Source organism: Exiguobacterium sibiricum 7-3 (assembly GCF_000620865.1).
Classification (GTDB): Bacteria; Bacillota; Bacilli; order Exiguobacteriales; family Exiguobacteriaceae; genus Exiguobacterium_A; species Exiguobacterium_A sibiricum_A.
The window spans coordinates 2,767,041-2,784,167 of the sequence record NZ_KK211190.1 but is presented as its reverse complement, the minus strand read 5'-3'; the positions used below and the strand labels follow the sequence as shown (position 1 = coordinate 2,784,167).

Here is a 17,127-nt window from a genome sequence, read left to right as displayed (position 1 = left end):
GATTAGTTTCCTCCTTTGGATAGTGGAATACGTTTTAAGCGTAACGCATTTGTGACGACAGAGACAGAGCTGAATGCCATTGCGGCTCCTGCGACCCAAGGGGCGAGCAGACCGAGACAGGCAATCGGAATCCCGATCGCATTATAGCCGAGTGCGAAAAACAGGTTTTGCCGAATGTTCTTCATCGTTTGTTCACTCAGTCGAATGGCGGTGATGACTTGTTGCAGATCATGTCCCAGCAATGTGACGTCTGCTGCTTCGAGAGCGACATCTGTCCCGCTGCCGAGGGCAATCCCGACATTTGCTGTCGCAAGGGCCGGCGCATCATTGATACCATCTCCGACCATCGCGACCCGTTGCCCATTCGATTGAAGTGCTTTGATGTGATCGGCTTTTTCAATCGGCAGGACATCGGAGAAGACATGGGTCGGTGGAATCTGAAGTTCCGTTGCGAGTTGTAAGGCGACTTCTCGCCGGTCTCCGGTCAACAAATAAACCGCTTTGGTCTGCTGAATCTCCTGAATGACCTGTTTGGTAGTCGGTTTCAATTCATCCCGGATGGCATAACCCGCTTCGATCGTCCCGTTTACGGTGACATACACAACCGTTGCTCCGATGGATGTCCAGTCGGGTAAGGATAAGCCGTGTTCTTCCATCATCCGTGCCGACCCGACCATGATGTCTTGTTTCATAATCATTCCCCGGACACCGCGTCCGGGATCGACGGTGAAATGTTCGATATCAAAGACGACGTCGCGCTCTTCCGTGATTGCATGAGCGAGTGGATGTTCCGATTTTTTTTCAAGGGCAGCTGCAAAATCCAGGGCCTGTTCTTGTCCAAACGTCTCAATGACGACCGGGCGTCCGATCGTCAATGTTCCCGTCTTGTCAAAGACAACAGCATCCACGTGTTGTAACGATTCGAGTTGCGCTCCGCCCTTGAACAGTACCCCGTGTTCTGCGCCTTTACCGGTTCCGACCATGATCGACGTCGGAGTCGCGAGCCCGAGAGCACAGGGACAGGCAATGACGAGAACGGCAATCGCCGGACGAATCGCTTCAGCGAATGAACCGGTCGTCCACCACCAGACGGCAAGCGTCACGAGCGCGATGGCGACGACGATTGGAACAAAGATGCCGGAAATCCGGTCCGCCTGACGTTGAATAGGGGCTTTTTCTGTTTGGGCTTGTTCGACGACACGGATGATGCTTGCAAGCATCGTCTGCTGACCGACTTTCGTGGCTTGAATCGTCAGGTGACCGTTCGTGTTCAAGGTCCCGCCGATTACAACATCCTCGATCCCTTTATGAGCCGGGAGCGGTTCGCCGGTCAACATCGATTCATCCAGATAGGCATCACCAGCTGTGATGACACCATCGACCGGAATTTTTTGACCGGGTTTGACGATTAATTGCATACCGGGTTGGACCTGATCAAGCGAAACCATCCGCTCGACGCCATGCTCCAGGACGACGGCATCCGTCGCCTGTAAGGAAAGAAGACTTTTGATCGCACCGGTTGTTTGTTGTTTGGCACGATCCTCCAGTACTTTCCCGAGCAGGACGAGGGTAATCAGAACCGCACTCGTCTCAAAGTAGAGATTCGGCATCAAGGGATGAACCATCATTTCGGCAACAGAATAGAAGTAGGCTGCGGAAGTACCGAGTACGACCAGGACGTCCATGTTGGCACTTCCGCTCCGGAGACTTTTATAGGCACCGACATAGAAGGGTGCACCGATGATGAACTGGACTGGCGTCGCCAGGGCGAACTGAATCCACGGATTCATAAGCCACGGGAGGTGGATCGGACTGTTCGGAATGTGCGAGATCATACTGAGCAGTAACGGCAGGGACAAGAAAGCGGCAATCCAAAAGCGGTAGAGCATCCGGCGGTTTTGTACCTGTTCGTGTGGTGCCGTCTTAATGGTGGCACCATATCCGATTTTTTTAATCTTATCTAAAATCAGTTGTTCATCCATCTCTTCCGGAACAGCAATCCGTGCTGTTTCGAGCGGCAGGTTGACGGTGGCTTCGACTCCGTCCATCCGGTTCAACACCTTTTCAATCCGAGCCGAGCAGGCTGCACACGTCATGCCTTCGATATTCAGTTCCATCGTTTTTGACATCGAAATCCCTCCTTACTTCTTGAGACGGGCAATAACGGCCATCAATTCGTCGACGTAGACACCGGTATCCTGTTCACCGGTCGCTGCATCGTGCATACACATCTTGACGTGACGTTCGATGACCTGCAACTCGACTTGCCGGAGTGCAGCTTGAATCGATGCGGTTTGAGTCAGGATATCGATACAATACCGGTCTTCCTCGACCATGTTAGCAATGCCGCGGACTTGACCTTCAATTCGTTTTAAACGTTTTAATAAGGCATCTTGTTCTTCAGTGGAACGGGGAACAAGGGGATGATCATGAGTCATAAGTACACCTCTTTTCCGGAGTAGTTGATACGTTGAGTATATCATATAGGTATAGGGGGTACCAGTATAAAGACTGGAGTTTAAAAAACCAAACGAAAAAGGGGCTGACTCAAAAGTCAGCCCCTTGCTCTGGTCCGCTGTTGGATCAACAACGAGTGGTGTTACTGATTGGAAACTTGCGGTTTAATGATTTGTTCGTTTAACGAACGGTTGCTGATGATGTCTTCCGCTTGTGTCGCCCGTTTGATAAAGAACGAGAGGGCAAAGGCGAGACCGGCAATGAACGTTGAGATGAAGAAAGCATAGTTAATGCCGTCAAGCGTTGCCTGCATCACGATTTGTTGTTTCATCGCTGCAGCAGCTTCCGCTGTTGGTTGGCTTGTCATGTTTTTCGCTGCTTCTTGCGCGAGTTCCGCTCCACGTGTTTTCGCGTGGGTGGACATGATCGTAACGAGGAGCGCCGTTCCGATCGCACCAGAAACTTGTTGTAACGTATTATTCATCGCTGTCCCGTGTGGATAGTAACGGGTCGGCAATTGGTTCAGACCATTCGTCGAGACTGGCATCATAACCATCGACATCCCGAACATCCGGAGAGAATAAAGGACGATTAGATGGGTATAAGTCGTATCCATTTTAAGTTGGCTGAAATAGTAGGTTGTGACAACCGTGATGAACAAGCCGGTGATGGCGAGTGGACGACCGCCAATCTTATCAAATAGTTTCCCGTTGATTGGTGACATGACAGCCATCAGGATGGCACCCGGCAGTAACATCAGACCGGCATCAAGCGGAGAAATCCCGCGAATCGTCTGAACATAAATCGGTAACAGTAACATCCCGGAGAACATGGCAATCGTCACGACTATCGAGATGGCGGACGATAAAGCAAACATCGGATAACGGTAAATCTTGAAGTTGAGCATCGGACGTTCCATTCTCAATTGACGCATGATAAACGTTACGAGTGCAACGACCCCGATGACTAACGCTAAAATGACTTGCAGACTATCCCAACCTTTTGAACCGGCAGAGCTGAAACCGTACAGGAGACCACCGAATCCGAAAGAAGACAAGACGACGGACATAAAGTCGAGTTTTGCGTTAGAGCGTTCTTTGACGTCACGAAGCAGGAAGAAACCGGCAGCGAGCACGATCAGGGCGATTGGCGTAATAAAGTGGAACAACATCCGCCAATCGTAATGTTCGATGATCCAACCGGAAAGGGTTGGTCCAATCGCAGGAGCCCCCATCATGATGAGTCCGAAGAAGCCCATCGCCGTTCCGCGTTTTTCAATCGGGAAGCTGACGAGCATGACGTTCATCAGAAGCGGCATCATGATCGCAGATCCGGAAGCCTGGATCATTCGTCCGGCAAGCAGGACCGGGAAAGCGTCCGCAAATCCGGCAAGAATCGTACCCGCAGAGAACAGCGTCATCGCGAGCAGGAACAGACGGCGGACCGAGAATTTTTGAATCAGGAAAGCAGAAGTCGGAATCAAAATCCCGTTGACGAGCATGAAACCGGTCGATAACCACTGGACCGTTGACGTTTCAATCTCCAGATCCTTCATGATAGACGGCAAAGCGATGTTGAGTAAGGTGTTATTTAAAAAAGCAATAAAGGCACCAATCATCAATACGGCAAGGATACCGTAAGGGGGACGAGCGGTAGCAGATTTTTCGTGTGACATGGTTTTCCTCCTTAATGAACTAACAGTACACAATTCTATACGGTCGTTATATCTGTTGTCTATCTTAATCTGAATTAGCTTGAATTACAAATATTAATAGCTAAGAAAGGTAATTTTATTTGTTATGAAGGAGAAGGGCTGTAACCTAACTTGGAATCATTAAAAAACGTGCGCTTTCTCCTGTATCAAATGCAACAGGAGAAGGCGCACGTTTTGCAAAGCTGAGACAATTATCCGACGTGTGTGTGTAAGGCATCTGTCGTGATGTCATAATGGGAGGTCGTCCAGACCGCTTTTCCATCTTGAATGAACAGGACTTGCGGTGATTCATGCCGGACGTTGTACTGTTCTGCGATATGATTCGACAATGTCCGAGCTTCCTGAATCAATAAATAAGCAGTCGGAATTGCTGTCGTATCCGCATATTTCGTATAGGCGGAAAAACCGGCTGAACTGATCGGACAGGTCGTACTGTGTTTACAAATCACGAATGTTGCATGTTCTGAAACGAATTGATCAAAATCGGAAATCGATTGTAATTTTCTGAGTTGGGTCATCTTTATCAGCCTCCATAAGTCCGTAAACGGTCACTTAACTTCAGATTTTCCCTGTAATCGACCGGACAGTCAATTAAAACGGGTCCGTCACTCAGAAAAGCTTGTTCGAGACAACTGGACAGGGTACCGTGTTCTCCGACACGCAGACCGAGTGCCCCAAAGGCGACAGCCAGTTGTACAAGGTCCGGATTATCGAATTCAATATAAGGTGCACGACCGTACGCTTGCTGTTGTTTCCATTCAATCAGTCCGTATGTGCCATCGCGCCAGATGATGACGACGATCGGCAATTTCAACCGAACCGCGGTTTCGAGATCCTGACCATTCATTAAGAAGGCACCGTCTCCTGAAGCACAGAGGACACGTTGTTCCGGATGCAACAGTTTAGCGGCAATCGCACTCGACAAGCCATATCCCATCGAAGAAAAACCGTTGGAGATGAACAATTGATTAGGACGTGTCGTCTGAAAATGCCGTCCGAGCCATACTTTGTGGGCACCGACATCCGAAAAAATCATCCCGTCCTCACCTGTTGCCTGTTCGAGCTCACGCACGATGCTTTGAGGATGGAGCGGAAGGGCGAGGGAATACGTCGCCTGGATTTCTTGACGCAGCCGGTCTCGGTCCTGTTGCCACCCGGTCCAGGATCGGTTCGGAATACTTTCCGAGAGCAGATGCAAGATATCGGGTAACGAGCCGATCAGATTCGCGACAACAGGATAGAACTGATCGATTTCATGTTGATTGGTATCGATATGCAAAACGGGTGTCTGATTCGGATTCCATTTTGAAGGCGGCAATTCCGTAATGTCGTAGCCGACAGCAATAATTAAATCACTTTGATCAAGAATCCGTTGGTTATAATCGGCATTTGGTAAGCCGATGGTGTGGGCAGCGAGCTCATGAAAAGATGAGATCGTGCCTTTCCCCATCATTGTCTCGACGACAGGAGCACCCAATTGATCGACGAAAGCATGGAAAGCATCCGTAGCACCACTTCGGTTGATTCCGAATCCGGCAATCACGACTGGACGTTCTGCCTGTTCGATTTGCAACAGGACATCGCTGTCCGTAACAGATGTCGGATGCAGGAAGGTCGGAATACTATCCCGTAAAATCGGTGTCTTGGCATCGACATCGGCTTTTGCGATGTCTTCCGGAAAGGAAATGTGTGTCGCGCCTGGTTTTTCGGAAGCAGCTTGAGCAAATGCTTGGCGGACGACTTCTGAAATGACTTCTCCTGAAACAATCGACGTACTAGACTTGGTAATTGGTCGATACATCTCGACTAAATCAAACATTTGATGGGATGCCTTATGTTGACGCCACGTTGCACCTTGTCCGGTAATGGCGACGACAGGCGAATGATCCATCGTCGCACTGGCGATTCCCGTCATCATGTTGGTCGCTCCGGGACCAAGCGTCGACAGGCAGACGCCGGGGCGTCCACTTAACCGGCCGAACATCGATGCCATGAAGGCAGCGTTCGTTTCATGGCGTGTCGTGATGAACGTGATATCCGATTTACTGATTGCTTCAAGTAAGGTGATGTTTTCTTCACCGGGAACTCCGAAGATATGCGTGACGCCCTCCGCTTCCAGACACTGGACAAATCGTTCGGCCGCGTTCATTGATCGAGTCCGCCAATCGATACATACTTCGTCTCGAGATAAGCTTCGAGACCTTCTGATCCGCCTTCACGACCGACGCCGGATTGTTTCATTCCGCCGAACGGAGCCTGGGCGGCTGAAGGAACACCGTCATTCCACCCGACGATCCCGTAGTCGAGACTTTCGATTGCGCGGAATGCCCGGGCATAATTGTTCGTAAAGACATACGAAGCAAGACCAAACGGCGTTTGATTGGCATAATGGACAGCTTCTTCATCTGAACTGACACGTTGGACAGGCGCAACCGGACCAAATGTCTCTTCATTCATGATCAGCATCTGCGGGGTGACATCGGCGAGAACGGTTGCTTCATAATAGTAGATCTCGTTTTCGTCATCTGTTTGTCCTGATCCGCCGGTGACAACACGGGCGCCAGCCGATGTCGCATCATCGACATGTTTTTTGACTTTATCGTAGCCGGCCTTGTTGATCATCGGACCGATTTTCGTTTCACTATCGAGTCCGTTGCCGGTTTTGAGTTTGGCTGTTTCCTGACCGAGCTTTTCAACGAACGTATCATAAATCGAATCCGAGACATAGATGCGATTGCCGCAGACACATGTCTGTCCACCGTTACGAAACTTCGATTTGATCGTTTCTCTGACGGCAAGATCGAGATCGCAGTCGTCAAAGACAAGAATCGGGGCATGTCCACCAAGTTCGAGTGACATCGCCTTGATGGTTTCCGCACCTTGTGCCATCAACGTCCGACCGACTTCCGTCGACCCCGTGAACGTGATTTTAGCAACGTGTGGATGAGTGGCGAGGGATTCGCCTAAGTCTTTCCCACTTCCGGTCACCGCATTGACGACACCGTCCGGAATGCCGACTTCCTGACAGAGTTCGAGTAGCCGGAGTGCTGTCAACGGAGTGGCGGTGGGCGGTTTTAGGACGAACGTACAGCCTGCGACGAGCGCCGGTGCCAATTTTCGGGTGATCATGGCAGCCGGGAAGTTCCATGGAGTAATCGCAGCGACGACCCCGACCGGCTGTTTGATGACATGGAGGCGTTTAGTGGCATCATGTGACGGGATGATCCGCCCGTAGGCCCGCTTTCCTTCTTCCGCGAACCACTTGACGAAGTTCGCCGCATATTCGACTTCACCTTCTGATTCTGCGAGCGGTTTACCCATCTCAAGTGTCATCAGTCGGGCCAATTCATCTTTTTTCTCAAGCATTTTCGCATACAATTTTTCAAGAAGCGCCGCGCGTTCATAAACCGTCCGTTTCGACCATTCCGGAAAAGCCTTGTGAGCTGCTTCAACCGCTTCATTAACATCGGATTTCGTTCCGTTTGGCACACTTCCGACGATTTCACCTGTCGCCGGATTCTTCACATCCGTCCGCTCGCGTCCCAGATCGAGCCACTGTCCATTGATTAAAAACTGTCCCTTCATTTACAAAATCCCCCTTTTTTATTCGCATTGTTAAAGATATACCCGAAGATTGAAAAAAAGATTCGCTTTTCCGAAAAAGGTTGTGCAAAAGACTAGAAATTGACCGATAAACAGTGTAGGATAATTCAGTAAATGTAATGTATTTTTTCAATAACAATTCGTAAAGAATCAAATTTCATACATGTGTGAAGTAATGAAGAATGTCCCGAATCATTGACATTCCAACTGGGTTTGATAAGATGAAGATAGGGTATTTGCGCAATCGGTTGCGCTTAATTAGAATGAACCGATGATTACTATAAAATATCAAGAATTAGTATAAAAAAACGGACAACAAAGACTGAAATACGAGAGGATTTATCCATAATGACACAAATGATACCGCGTCCGGAAACGGCACAAAAAACACTCACACGAGCTTGGTGGAAAGAGGCAGTTGCTTACCAAATCTATCCGCGCAGCTTTTATGATGCAAACAATGATGGAATCGGCGATATCCCGGGTATCATTGCCAAGTTGGATTATCTAAAAGATCTCGGAGTCGATGTATTATGGATTTGCCCGATGTTCAAATCACCGAATGATGACAATGGATATGACATCAGTGATTATGAAGACATCATGGACGAATTCGGAACGATGGCCGATTTTGATTTATTAATGGAAGAAGCACATAAACGTGACATTAAAGTATTACTCGATTTGGTCGTCAACCACACGTCGGATGAACACCCGTGGTTCCTCGAATCGCGTTCGTCAAAAGATAATGACAAACGCGACTGGTACATCTGGAAGGATGCCGTCAACGGTGGGGAGCCAAACAACTGGGAAAGTATCTTCGGCGGTTCTGCTTGGGAATACGATGAAAAGACCGAGCAGTATTTCCTGCACGTCTTCTCACGTCGTCAGCCAGATTTGAACTGGCGGAATAAAGACATGCGCCAAGCGGTCTACACGATGATCAACTGGTGGCTCGACAAAGGGGTCGATGGTTTCCGGATTGATGCCATCAGCCACATTAATAAAGATCAGTCATACGCAGATCTTCCGAATCCACTCGGCATGCCGCACGTGCCATCGTTTGAGATGCACATGAATGTCGAAGGGATTCACGAATATCTCGAAGAATTGAAAAACGAGACGTTCTCAAAATACGACATCATGACAGTCGGTGAAGCGAACGGTGTAACGCCGGAAGAAGCAGATCTTTGGGTCGGAGAAGAAAACGGCAAGATGAACATGGTCTTCCAGTTTGAACACATGGACCTGTGGCGGGCAGATGCCGAAAAAGGCGTCGACGTTGTCAAACTGAAACAAGTTTTGACGAAATGGCAAAAAGGACTTGAAGAAACAGGCTGGAACGCACTGTATCTTGAAAACCACGATAAGGTCCGCTCCGTCTCCCTTTGGGGTGATGAAGGACAGTACTGGAAACAAAGCGCGAAGTCACTTGCGATGATGTATTTCTTCATGCAAGGAACACCGTTCATCTATCAAGGACAAGAAATCGGGATGACGAACGTCCAGTTCCCGGATATCTCCGACTACGATGATGTCGCGACGAAAAACATGTACAACATGCAACTGGCATCAGGGAAAACACACGAAGAGATCATGGAAGTCATCTGGAACTCGTCGCGTGATAACTCCCGGACACCAATGCAGTGGACAAATGAACAAAACGGCGGTTTCTCGGAACAATCCCCATGGTTCGGTGTCAATCCGAACTTTGCCGACATCAACGTGGCGGCGCAGCAAGCCGATGAGGATTCGATCCTGAACTTCTATAAACGGATGATTCAAATCCGGAAGATGGAAGAGACGTTGATTTACGGAGAATACGATCTCATTCTTCCGGAAGATACAAAAGTCTATGGTTACACGCGGACGCTCGGAAACGAACAGTTCCTGATTGTGACGAACCTGAAAGACGAAGTGGCGGAAGTCGACACCGACATCATCCTCCATTCGGATAACATCATGCTTGCGAACTATGAGACAACGTATCATGAAGGAACCGAACTCACGCTTCAACCTTTTGAAGCACGCCTGTACCGCGTACGTTAAAACAAGGCTGGATTTGGCAGATGCCGAATCCAGCTTTTGCTGTCGCTAAAAAAGAAATCAAGAAGATGCAGGACAGAAGAAAATCGTGTACGCTAGACGATGAGGTGATAGAAGTGAAACCAGTACGTTATCCGGTCCGCCTGCGACAAGTGACATCGATTCAGGATGACGCGATGCGGGAGTCCGTTGAATTAGAAGCAGACGGGACTTTGTTTGAAACAAAAGACGGGTTTGCCCTGAAGTTCATGCAAGAAGATGAACAACCGATTGATACGACCATCAAGTGGTCGCACGATCAAGTTGCCCTGAACCGGAAAGGTCCGGTCTCAATGCACCATGTCTTCATTTTGGGTCAAAAAACCAAAAGTGGTTATGAGAGTCAGTTTGGTCAGATGGTGATGGAGACGGAAACGGCAACGATTGAAATGACAGAACAACGTATGCAATTCCAGTACGATCTGATGATGAATCATCAGCCGGTCGGTCTGTATACGATTGAATTAACTTGGGAACGGAGTGAAACACATGGCGTTTGAACAAACAGTAAAAGAAATGGAACAGATGCTCGAAGAAGATTGGTTTGAATGGTTAGAGAATGACGAGCCGAAATACAATGAATGGCGCGATCAACTCGAAGCACTGGCAGAACAGGTCATGACGGAATACAATTCGAAAGTCGATTCCGATGCGATTGATTCGTTATTATTGATCAACGAAGATTTACCGGTCTTGTACGGAGAAGATACGGTCATGCTCTACACAGCGTTACTTCATGCACGCAAGGAAGATGATTCGGTCTACGAACGTTACTTGACGATTTTAGGGGCGTTTTCAGAAGAAAATCATCCGGCGCTCCGTGAAGTCGAACAGGCCGTGTCGAAAAAAGATTACAAAACAGCATATGCACGTGCCGTTAAATTACCGCAATCGCTTGGATTAGAATAAGTACGTGCCAGAGCAGTTCCATTCAAAGGATATTTGAACGGGCTGCTTTTTTTTGATGTTCATGACAAAGGGGGAATCAGCATGAGAACGTTATACCGGATTGTCGTCGGGATTGTCAGACAGGGGGATCAGTTGCTGTTGGTCAAAAATCAGGCGGATGGGGAAAGAGCGGTGTGGAGTCTGCCGGGTGGTGTGATTGAAGCCGGCGAGACGCTGGCGGACGCTTTAAAACGGGAGATGGCAGAAGAAACCGGACTGTCCGTCGAGACGTTCGAACTGGCATACGTGACAGAAAACTTCATCGAACAGTTTGACGCCCACAGTCTCGTTACCTATTTTGAATGTGCGATCAGAGGCGAATTGTTACCAAATGATCCTGACCGAGAAGTCGTCGACAGTCAGTGGGTGCCGATCGAACAGTTGGGGGACTATCTCCTGAATCGTGATGTGCTTGAACCGTTGCAGGATTATTTGAATAAAGCATCTAAATCTTATTATTTGTATGAACAGATGGTCTGGTAATCGGGTAAAAGAGATAGAAAAGTTAAGCGATGGAGGCGATGAGATGAAAGCTGTTCAAGTCAATGGATATGGTGGTGTCGAGCAACTCGAAGTCGTGGAACGTCCGGTCCCGACACCGCGCGCTGGGGAAGTCCTGGTCGAAGTGAAAGCATGCGGCATCAACAACACAGAAATCTGGATGCGAGAAGGCGCCTACGGAACGGATGACAAATCGGGTTGGAAACCGGAGGGCGTTCAGTTTCCCCGTGTCCCGGGTTCCGATATCAGCGGCCGGATCATTGAAGTCGGGAGTGGTGTTGATCCCTCCCGGGTTGGTCAAGATGTCGTCCTGTTTCCGTTTACTTCAAGTGGCGCCGATGGAACGGAACATATCAGTGAAGATATGGCGTTCATCGGATCGGAATATGACGGGGGATACGCCGAGTATGTCGTCTGGCCGGCAACGCTCTGTTACGACATGCCGCTTGACGATTACGTCAAAAGTGCTGTTTTTTCCGTCAGTGGCTTGACGGCATGGCATATGAACGAACAACTCCAGTTACAGCCGGGGCAAACCGTCCTCGTGACGGGGGCAAGCGGCGGTGTCGGTTCGTTGAACGTTCAAATCGCCTCGCGGGTGTTTGGAGCAACTGTGATTGCCGTCGTCGGCGACATGAAGATCGAACAGGAATTGAAGCGTCTTGGGGCGAAATACGTCGTGTCTTACCGTTCCGATCAATTGACAGAAGACATCCTAGCTGTTAACAGCGGACCAGTTGACGCCGTACTCGATGTCGTCGGGGATGCGTTATTTAAGACGGCTTTTGCGGTTCTGAAAAACGGCGGTAAATTCTGTATTTCCGGTTCTGCCGGCGGACAACAGACGAACCTCGATTTTCGGATGCTGTACCTGAAGCACTTAACATTTTACGGCTCAGTGCTTGGAACGCGTGACGAGTTCGGACGGATGCTTGAAGCGATTGCTGACGGTAAACTCGAACCGGTCATTGATCGGACGTTTCCGCTTGAGGAAGCGGCGGCAGCCCAATCGTATTTTAAAGAGACAGGCAAACTCGGGAAAATCGTGTTGATACTGAAGGCGGATTGAAGCATATAGTTTTTTTTCTGGAGTAGTCTTGGGAAGCGAATAAATTCTCGATAATTCAAAGAGGACACCGGAATTGAAATCCGGTGTCCTCTTTGAATATGAAGAGTGACGCATCCGTCATCCTTATTTTTTAGAGATAGTTACAGGAAAGAGTATTACACTGCTGATTGTGAAGTCGGAGTTTCAGATAACAACTTTGCATGAATTCCACGTTGTTTTAATGCTTGTTGGAATGAATGGTCAATCGGACGATAGCCTTTTTCGATTAAATCATTGATGTAAATTTTATTGTATAAGAAAGAAAAGACGATATTGACAATCCATCCCCCGAAACCGGCAGTCAAAAGTGTAGTGACGATACCGACAATCAATTGAATCAATCCCCATTTAATATCGCCTCGGAAAAATGCTGGAAAGAATCCAAAAAAGAATGTTGTCCATGAGAATCCTGCTTTTACTTCTTTAATTAAGCCGCTTGAATGTTGTAAAATTCCGTTCAAAGCCAATTACCTCCTACAAAATATACATATATTAGAACTTTTTAATTTTAACCTACTTATTTTTCAATTTAAACGGTTTTTTTGTAAGGTATAGTCAATGATTAAGATAGAAGAAAAAACAGTAAAATAATGAATGAATAGTCATTCATTATATGCTATACTCATATCAAATAATGGCTTTAGGGGGAAAGGGGCTTGTTTCATGGGGACGTTTTTACTGATTAACTGGATTGCTTTCCTGCTCATCGCAGGATACGCGGGTTATTTATTCGTCACGCTTGTCAAAAGTCGGTACGAGGCGATTCGCAGGGGGAAAAAAGCGGAATGGACGCTGACAAACAAAGAACGGCTCAATGCGGTTCTCGTCAACGTATTTGGACAAAAGAAACTGTTGAAGGATAAGAAAAGCGGTACGATTCATGTCATGATGTTTTACGGATTTTTACTCGTTCAATTTGGAGCGATTGATTTTATCTGGAAGGGGCTCGCGGTCGGACAACGTTTTCCACATATTCCGCTCGGTCCACTTTATCCGATTTTCACATTTTTCCAGGAAATCGTCATGCTTGTCATCTTAGTGGCTGTCGTTTGGGGATTCTACCGCCGCTATGTTGAAAAACTGGTTCGTCTAAAACGAAATTTCATGGCCGGACTGGCCTTGATTTTCATCGGTGGATTAATGATCGCTGTCCTGTTCGGAAACGGATTTTTCCTCGTCTATGAAAATCATTCCACGTTCGGTGAACCGGTCGCGTCGGCGATTGCCTTCCTATTCAGCTGGGTGCCGCAACAAGTCGCCTTTGGATTGTTTGTCTTCTTCTGGTGGGCGCACTTGCTGTTCTTACTCAGCTTCATGGTCTATATCCCGCAAGGCAAACACGCCCACCTGATTGCCGGAACAGCCAACGTTTGGCTCGGCCGGACGTCAAAAGTCGGACGCCTCGCACCGATTGATCTGTCAGTCATGGAAGAAGCAGAAGACGACGAGGCAGAATTCAGCTTTGGTGTTAACCGGATTGAAGATTTTAATCAAAAGCAACTCGTTGATTTATATGCCTGTGTCGAATGCGGCCGTTGTACGAATATGTGCCCGGCCAGCGGAACCGGAAAAATGCTGTCACCGATGGACTTGATTGTTAAACTGCGTGATCACCTGAATATGAAGACGGCGGCGATCACCCAAAAATCTCCGTGGGCACCAGCGTTTGCCTTTGAAGGGTCACAGGGAAATCAGATTGCGTCACTTGCTGCGGCCGGACAGATGGATGTCGTTCCGGATTCGTTGATCGGTAACGTCATCACTGAAGAAGAGATTTGGGCCTGCACGACATGCCGGAATTGTGAAGACCAATGTCCGGTCATGAACGAACACGTTGATAAAATCATCGACCTCCGTCGTCACCTTGTGATGATGGAAGGGAAAATGGATCCCGAGATGCAGCGGACGATGGCGAACATCGAACGCCAGGGGAATCCATGGGGGATGAACCGGAAAGAACGCGAAAACTGGCGCAAAACGCGCGAAGAGCTGGTCGTCCCGACTGCAAAAGAAAAGAAAAAAGCCGGCGAAGAGTTCGAGTACCTCTTCTGGGTTGGAGCGATGGGCTCATATGACAGCCGCAGTCAAAAAATCGCGATGGCGTTTGCGCGAATCTTAAATGAAGCGGACATCTCGTTTGCGATTCTCGGCAACGATGAGAAAAACTCCGGTGATACACCACGCCGCATCGGGAATGAAGTTCTGTTCCAAGAACTCGCGGAAGCAAACATCAAATCGTTTGAGAAATACGATGTTAAAAAAATCGTCACGATTGATCCGCATGCGTACAATACGTTCAAAAACGAGTACCCAGACTTTGGTCTCAGCCCGGACGTCGAAGTGTATCACCATACGGAGCTGCTCGCCCGGTTGATTGACGATCAACGGATCAAACCGGTTCATGAGGTCAGTGAACGGGTCGTCTACCATGATTCGTGTTACCTCGGGCGTTACAATGACATTTATGATGCACCACGTTATATCTTAGAGAAAATTCCGGGTATCACGCTTGTCGAAACGGAACGCAACCGGGAAAAAGGAATGTGTTGTGGAGCCGGCGGTGGGATGATGTGGCAGGAAGAAAAAGTCGGCGCACGGGTCAACGTCGCACGGACCGAACAGTTGTTGACGGTGCAACCATCCGTCATCGGATCAGCTTGTCCGTACTGCCTGACGATGCTCAGCGACGGAACGAAGGCGAAAGAGGTCGACGAGCAAGTCGCGACCTATGATGTCGTCGAACTGCTCGAACGGTCAATCGTCGGAACACCAATGAAGGAAGCGGTAACAAACTAAGTTTAAAAAATAGCTTGAGCAAACGGAACGTCTCCTCTACGAAAGAGGGGGCGTTTTTTAAAGGTGCCTAATAAGCATAACGTTGTTGTGTACGGTTTAACCGTGGTATGATAAAAGCATTATTTAATGAGAGGGAGGTGAGGATCTTTGGGAAGGCGTTGCTTAAAATCGGTCAGGTCGCGGAGGCCACCGGCTTATCAAAACGGACCATCGACTACTATACATCGCTCGGTTTATTAACAACAGAGCGGACACCAGCTGGTTATCGTTTGTATACGGAAGATGTCGTCCAGCATATTCAAAAGATTGAGTATTTAAAGACACAACGGCTGTCCCTGCAAGAGATTCTTGCTTTCTTCACCGAGCGTGAAGTCAAAACGGGTGATGCCATTTATCAAGAAGTACAGCAGCTTCAAGAAAGCGTCAACGGTCTCGAACAGCGTTTATTGCAATCGACCGACTATGAGAAACAGGAGATTCGTCTCGAACTGTCTCAACGTCTGACATTGATTGCTTCCCTGATTGCGCAGCTGTAACAACAAAATGGAGGTGACCCCTGTTTAGGGGATTTTGGATACTATATTATTTATCAATTTATTTTTAGTGGTGTTATTGATCGTGTTGACCGCGTTTTTTGTTGGATCAGAGTTTGCGGTCGTCAAGGTACGGATGTCGCGTCTGGATCAAATGATTCAGGAAGGAAATAAGAGTGCCGTCCTGGCGAAGAAGATTGCCGGGGACCTGGACTATTACTTGTCTGCCTGTCAGCTTGGCATCACGGTAACGGCACTTGGTCTTGGTGCACTCGGTGAACCGACCGTCGAAAAAATCCTGCACCCGGTGTTTGATGAATTCGGCGTCTCGGCTGCCGTCTCGACTTTGTTGTCATTCGGGATTGCCTTTGTTTCCGTGACGTTCCTACACGTCGTCATCGGAGAACTTGCTCCGAAGACGTTAGCGATTCAATATGCGGAAAAAATGACCTTATTGTTTGCCCGTCCTCTGTATATCTTCGGGAAAATCCTGTATCCGTTCATTTGGTTACTCAATGGTTCGGCCCGCTTTTTCCTTGGATTATTCGGTGTCAAACCGGCTGGTCACGAACAAGCCCACTCAGAAGATGAATTGAAAATCATCATGGCACAAAGTTTTCAAAGCGGAGAAATCAATCAGACGGAACTCGCACTGATGCAGAATGTTTTTGCATTTGACGAGCATATCGTCAAAGATTTGATGGTTCCACGGATGCGAATGGCGACGATCTCAGAACGATTGTCAAAAGACGAGCTGATGGAAATATTCATGGATAATCCGTTTACCCGTTATCCGGTCACGGAAGAAAATGATAAGGACCGGATTCTCGGTTATGTCAACGTCAAGGAGATGTTGACGGACTTCGCCAATGGAAACCATCATCCGGTCACACATTACGTGAAGGATTTACCGGTCGTCTCGGAAGTCACTTCGCTCCAGGACACGTTACGGAAGATGAAAAAGACGCGGTCACATATCGTCCTCGTCGTTGATGAGTATGGCGGAACAGCCGGCATCGTCGCGATGGAAGACTTACTCGAAGAAATCGTCGGTGAGATTCGGGACGAGTTTGATACGGATGAAGTCGAAGAAATTCAAGAGTTGCCGAACAATGAGTATTTGGTCGCGGGAACCGTTTTGCTTGAAGATCTCGAAGCCCGGTTCGGTATGACGTTTACGAACGACGAAGACGTCGATACGATCGGCGGTTGGATCCAAATGCATAACATCGACCTGCAACCGGGAGAACACATTGATACGGAAGCCTTCTCGGTCGAAGTGATCGAGATGGAGAACTATCAAATCAATCAGATCAAATTATGGTTACATCCGCTTGAACAAGCGGAATAACCGACAGCATCTTTCGTCCTGTACGAAAGGT

General features: G+C 48.3%; 15 protein-coding genes. 8 read left to right on the top strand and 7 right to left on the bottom strand.

Translation table 11 applies throughout. The features are described 5' to 3' along the window. Positions 1-2: 2 nt before the first annotated feature. The 6 genes from P402_RS0115345 to P402_RS0115320 form a co-directional block, all read right to left on the bottom strand. The gene (locus P402_RS0115345) at positions 3-2,129 is read right to left on the bottom strand and encodes a heavy metal translocating P-type ATPase (protein WP_026829485.1); all 2,127 of its coding nucleotides are present in this window, start codon (positions 2,127-2,129) and stop codon (positions 3-5) included. A gap of 12 nt (positions 2,130-2,141) precedes the next feature. Continuing rightward, positions 2,142-2,438 carry a metal-sensitive transcriptional regulator gene (locus P402_RS0115340; protein WP_026829484.1) on the bottom strand — a complete coding sequence of 99 codons (297 nt, stop codon included), beginning with the start codon at positions 2,436-2,438 and terminating at the stop codon, positions 2,142-2,144. Between the two features lie 161 nt (positions 2,439-2,599). Beyond that, positions 2,600-4,132 carry a DHA2 family efflux MFS transporter permease subunit gene (locus P402_RS0115335; protein WP_026829483.1) on the bottom strand — a complete coding sequence of 511 codons (1,533 nt, stop codon included), beginning with the start codon at positions 4,130-4,132 and terminating at the stop codon, positions 2,600-2,602. A 230-nt stretch (positions 4,133-4,362) separates the two neighbouring features. Beyond that, positions 4,363-4,689, bottom strand: a complete 327-nt coding sequence (gene ytxJ, locus P402_RS0115330; protein ID WP_026829482.1) for a bacillithiol system redox-active protein YtxJ — start codon at positions 4,687-4,689, stop codon at positions 4,363-4,365. A 5-nt stretch (positions 4,690-4,694) separates the two neighbouring features. Further along, a complete protein-coding gene (locus P402_RS0115325) occupies positions 4,695-6,320 on the bottom strand; it encodes an acetolactate synthase large subunit (RefSeq protein ID WP_026829481.1) in 1,626 nt (541 codons plus the stop codon). Further along, the gene (locus P402_RS0115320) at positions 6,317-7,756 is read right to left on the bottom strand and encodes an NAD-dependent succinate-semialdehyde dehydrogenase (protein WP_026829480.1); all 1,440 of its coding nucleotides are present in this window, start codon (positions 7,754-7,756) and stop codon (positions 6,317-6,319) included. The genes P402_RS0115325 and P402_RS0115320 overlap by 4 nt, the downstream gene beginning before the upstream one ends. Positions 7,757-8,122: 366 nt before the next feature. Between P402_RS0115320 and P402_RS0115315 the strand changes: the two genes are divergently transcribed. The 5 genes from P402_RS0115315 to P402_RS0115295 all read left to right on the top strand — a co-directional run bounded on the left by P402_RS0115315 (position 8,123) and on the right by P402_RS0115295 (position 12,377). Next, positions 8,123-9,823: a glycoside hydrolase family 13 protein gene (locus P402_RS0115315; RefSeq protein ID WP_012369176.1), complete on the top strand. Its 1,701-nt coding sequence runs from the start codon at positions 8,123-8,125 to the stop codon at positions 9,821-9,823. Positions 9,824-9,843: 20 nt separating this feature from the next. Then, positions 9,844-10,359 (top strand): DUF1934 domain-containing protein, encoded by a 516-nt coding sequence (locus P402_RS0115310; protein WP_012369177.1) that lies wholly within the window; start codon positions 9,844-9,846, stop codon positions 10,357-10,359. Then, positions 10,349-10,768, top strand: a complete 420-nt coding sequence (locus P402_RS0115305; RefSeq protein WP_012369178.1) for a hypothetical protein — start codon at positions 10,349-10,351, stop codon at positions 10,766-10,768. The genes P402_RS0115310 and P402_RS0115305 overlap by 11 nt, the downstream gene beginning before the upstream one ends. Before the next feature lie 81 nt (positions 10,769-10,849). Next, positions 10,850-11,290, top strand: a complete 441-nt coding sequence (locus P402_RS16640) for an NUDIX domain-containing protein (protein ID WP_051525183.1) — start codon at positions 10,850-10,852, stop codon at positions 11,288-11,290. A gap of 43 nt (positions 11,291-11,333) precedes the next feature. Next, a complete protein-coding gene (locus P402_RS0115295) occupies positions 11,334-12,377 on the top strand; it encodes a zinc-binding dehydrogenase (protein WP_026829478.1) in 1,044 nt (347 codons plus the stop codon). A 155-nt stretch (positions 12,378-12,532) separates the two neighbouring features. Here P402_RS0115295 and P402_RS16635 read toward each other — a convergent pair whose 3' ends face one another. Then, complete coding sequence (locus P402_RS16635; RefSeq protein ID WP_012369181.1) at positions 12,533-12,877, bottom strand: hypothetical protein; 345 nt, start codon at positions 12,875-12,877, stop codon at positions 12,533-12,535. Positions 12,878-13,079: 202 nt separating this feature from the next. Here P402_RS16635 and P402_RS0115285 point away from each other — a divergent pair, with 202 nt between their 5' ends. From P402_RS0115285 to P402_RS0115275, 3 genes are all read left to right on the top strand, one after another. Further along, the gene (locus P402_RS0115285) at positions 13,080-15,212 is read left to right on the top strand and encodes a (Fe-S)-binding protein (RefSeq protein ID WP_026829477.1); all 2,133 of its coding nucleotides are present in this window, start codon (positions 13,080-13,082) and stop codon (positions 15,210-15,212) included. Between the two features lie 158 nt (positions 15,213-15,370). Then, positions 15,371-15,748, top strand: a complete 378-nt coding sequence (locus tag P402_RS0115280; protein ID WP_234944558.1) for a MerR family transcriptional regulator — start codon at positions 15,371-15,373, stop codon at positions 15,746-15,748. Positions 15,749-15,782: 34 nt separating this feature from the next. Beyond that, a complete protein-coding gene (locus P402_RS0115275) occupies positions 15,783-17,096 on the top strand; it encodes a hemolysin family protein (protein WP_012369184.1) in 1,314 nt (437 codons plus the stop codon). Positions 17,097-17,127 lie beyond the last annotated feature (31 nt).

Excerpts from the sequence above, each read along its gene's own strand:
- P402_RS0115325 (WP_026829481.1), bottom strand. The coding sequence starts at position 6,320 with ATGAACGCGGCCGAACGATTTGTCCAGTGTCTGGAAGCGGAGGGCGTC.
- P402_RS0115340 (WP_026829484.1), bottom strand. The coding sequence starts at position 2,438 with ATGACTCATGATCATCCCCTTGTTCCCCGTTCCACTGAAGAACAAGAT.
- P402_RS0115295 (WP_026829478.1), top strand. The coding sequence starts at position 11,334 with ATGAAAGCTGTTCAAGTCAATGGATATGGTGGTGTCGAGCAACTCGAA.
- P402_RS16640 (WP_051525183.1), top strand. The coding sequence starts at position 10,850 with ATGAGAACGTTATACCGGATTGTCGTCGGGATTGTCAGACAGGGGGAT.
- P402_RS0115345 (WP_026829485.1), bottom strand. The coding sequence starts at position 2,129 with ATGTCAAAAACGATGGAACTGAATATCGAAGGCATGACGTGTGCAGCC.
- P402_RS0115285 (WP_026829477.1), top strand. The coding sequence starts at position 13,080 with ATGGGGACGTTTTTACTGATTAACTGGATTGCTTTCCTGCTCATCGCA.
- P402_RS0115315 (WP_012369176.1), top strand. The coding sequence starts at position 8,123 with ATGACACAAATGATACCGCGTCCGGAAACGGCACAAAAAACACTCACA.
- ytxJ (WP_026829482.1), bottom strand. The coding sequence starts at position 4,689 with ATGACCCAACTCAGAAAATTACAATCGATTTCCGATTTTGATCAATTC.
- P402_RS0115335 (WP_026829483.1), bottom strand. The coding sequence starts at position 4,132 with ATGTCACACGAAAAATCTGCTACCGCTCGTCCCCCTTACGGTATCCTT.
- P402_RS0115305 (WP_012369178.1), top strand. The coding sequence starts at position 10,349 with ATGGCGTTTGAACAAACAGTAAAAGAAATGGAACAGATGCTCGAAGAA.
- P402_RS0115310 (WP_012369177.1), top strand. The coding sequence starts at position 9,844 with ATGCCGAATCCAGCTTTTGCTGTCGCTAAAAAAGAAATCAAGAAGATG.
- P402_RS0115320 (WP_026829480.1), bottom strand. The coding sequence starts at position 7,756 with ATGAAGGGACAGTTTTTAATCAATGGACAGTGGCTCGATCTGGGACGC.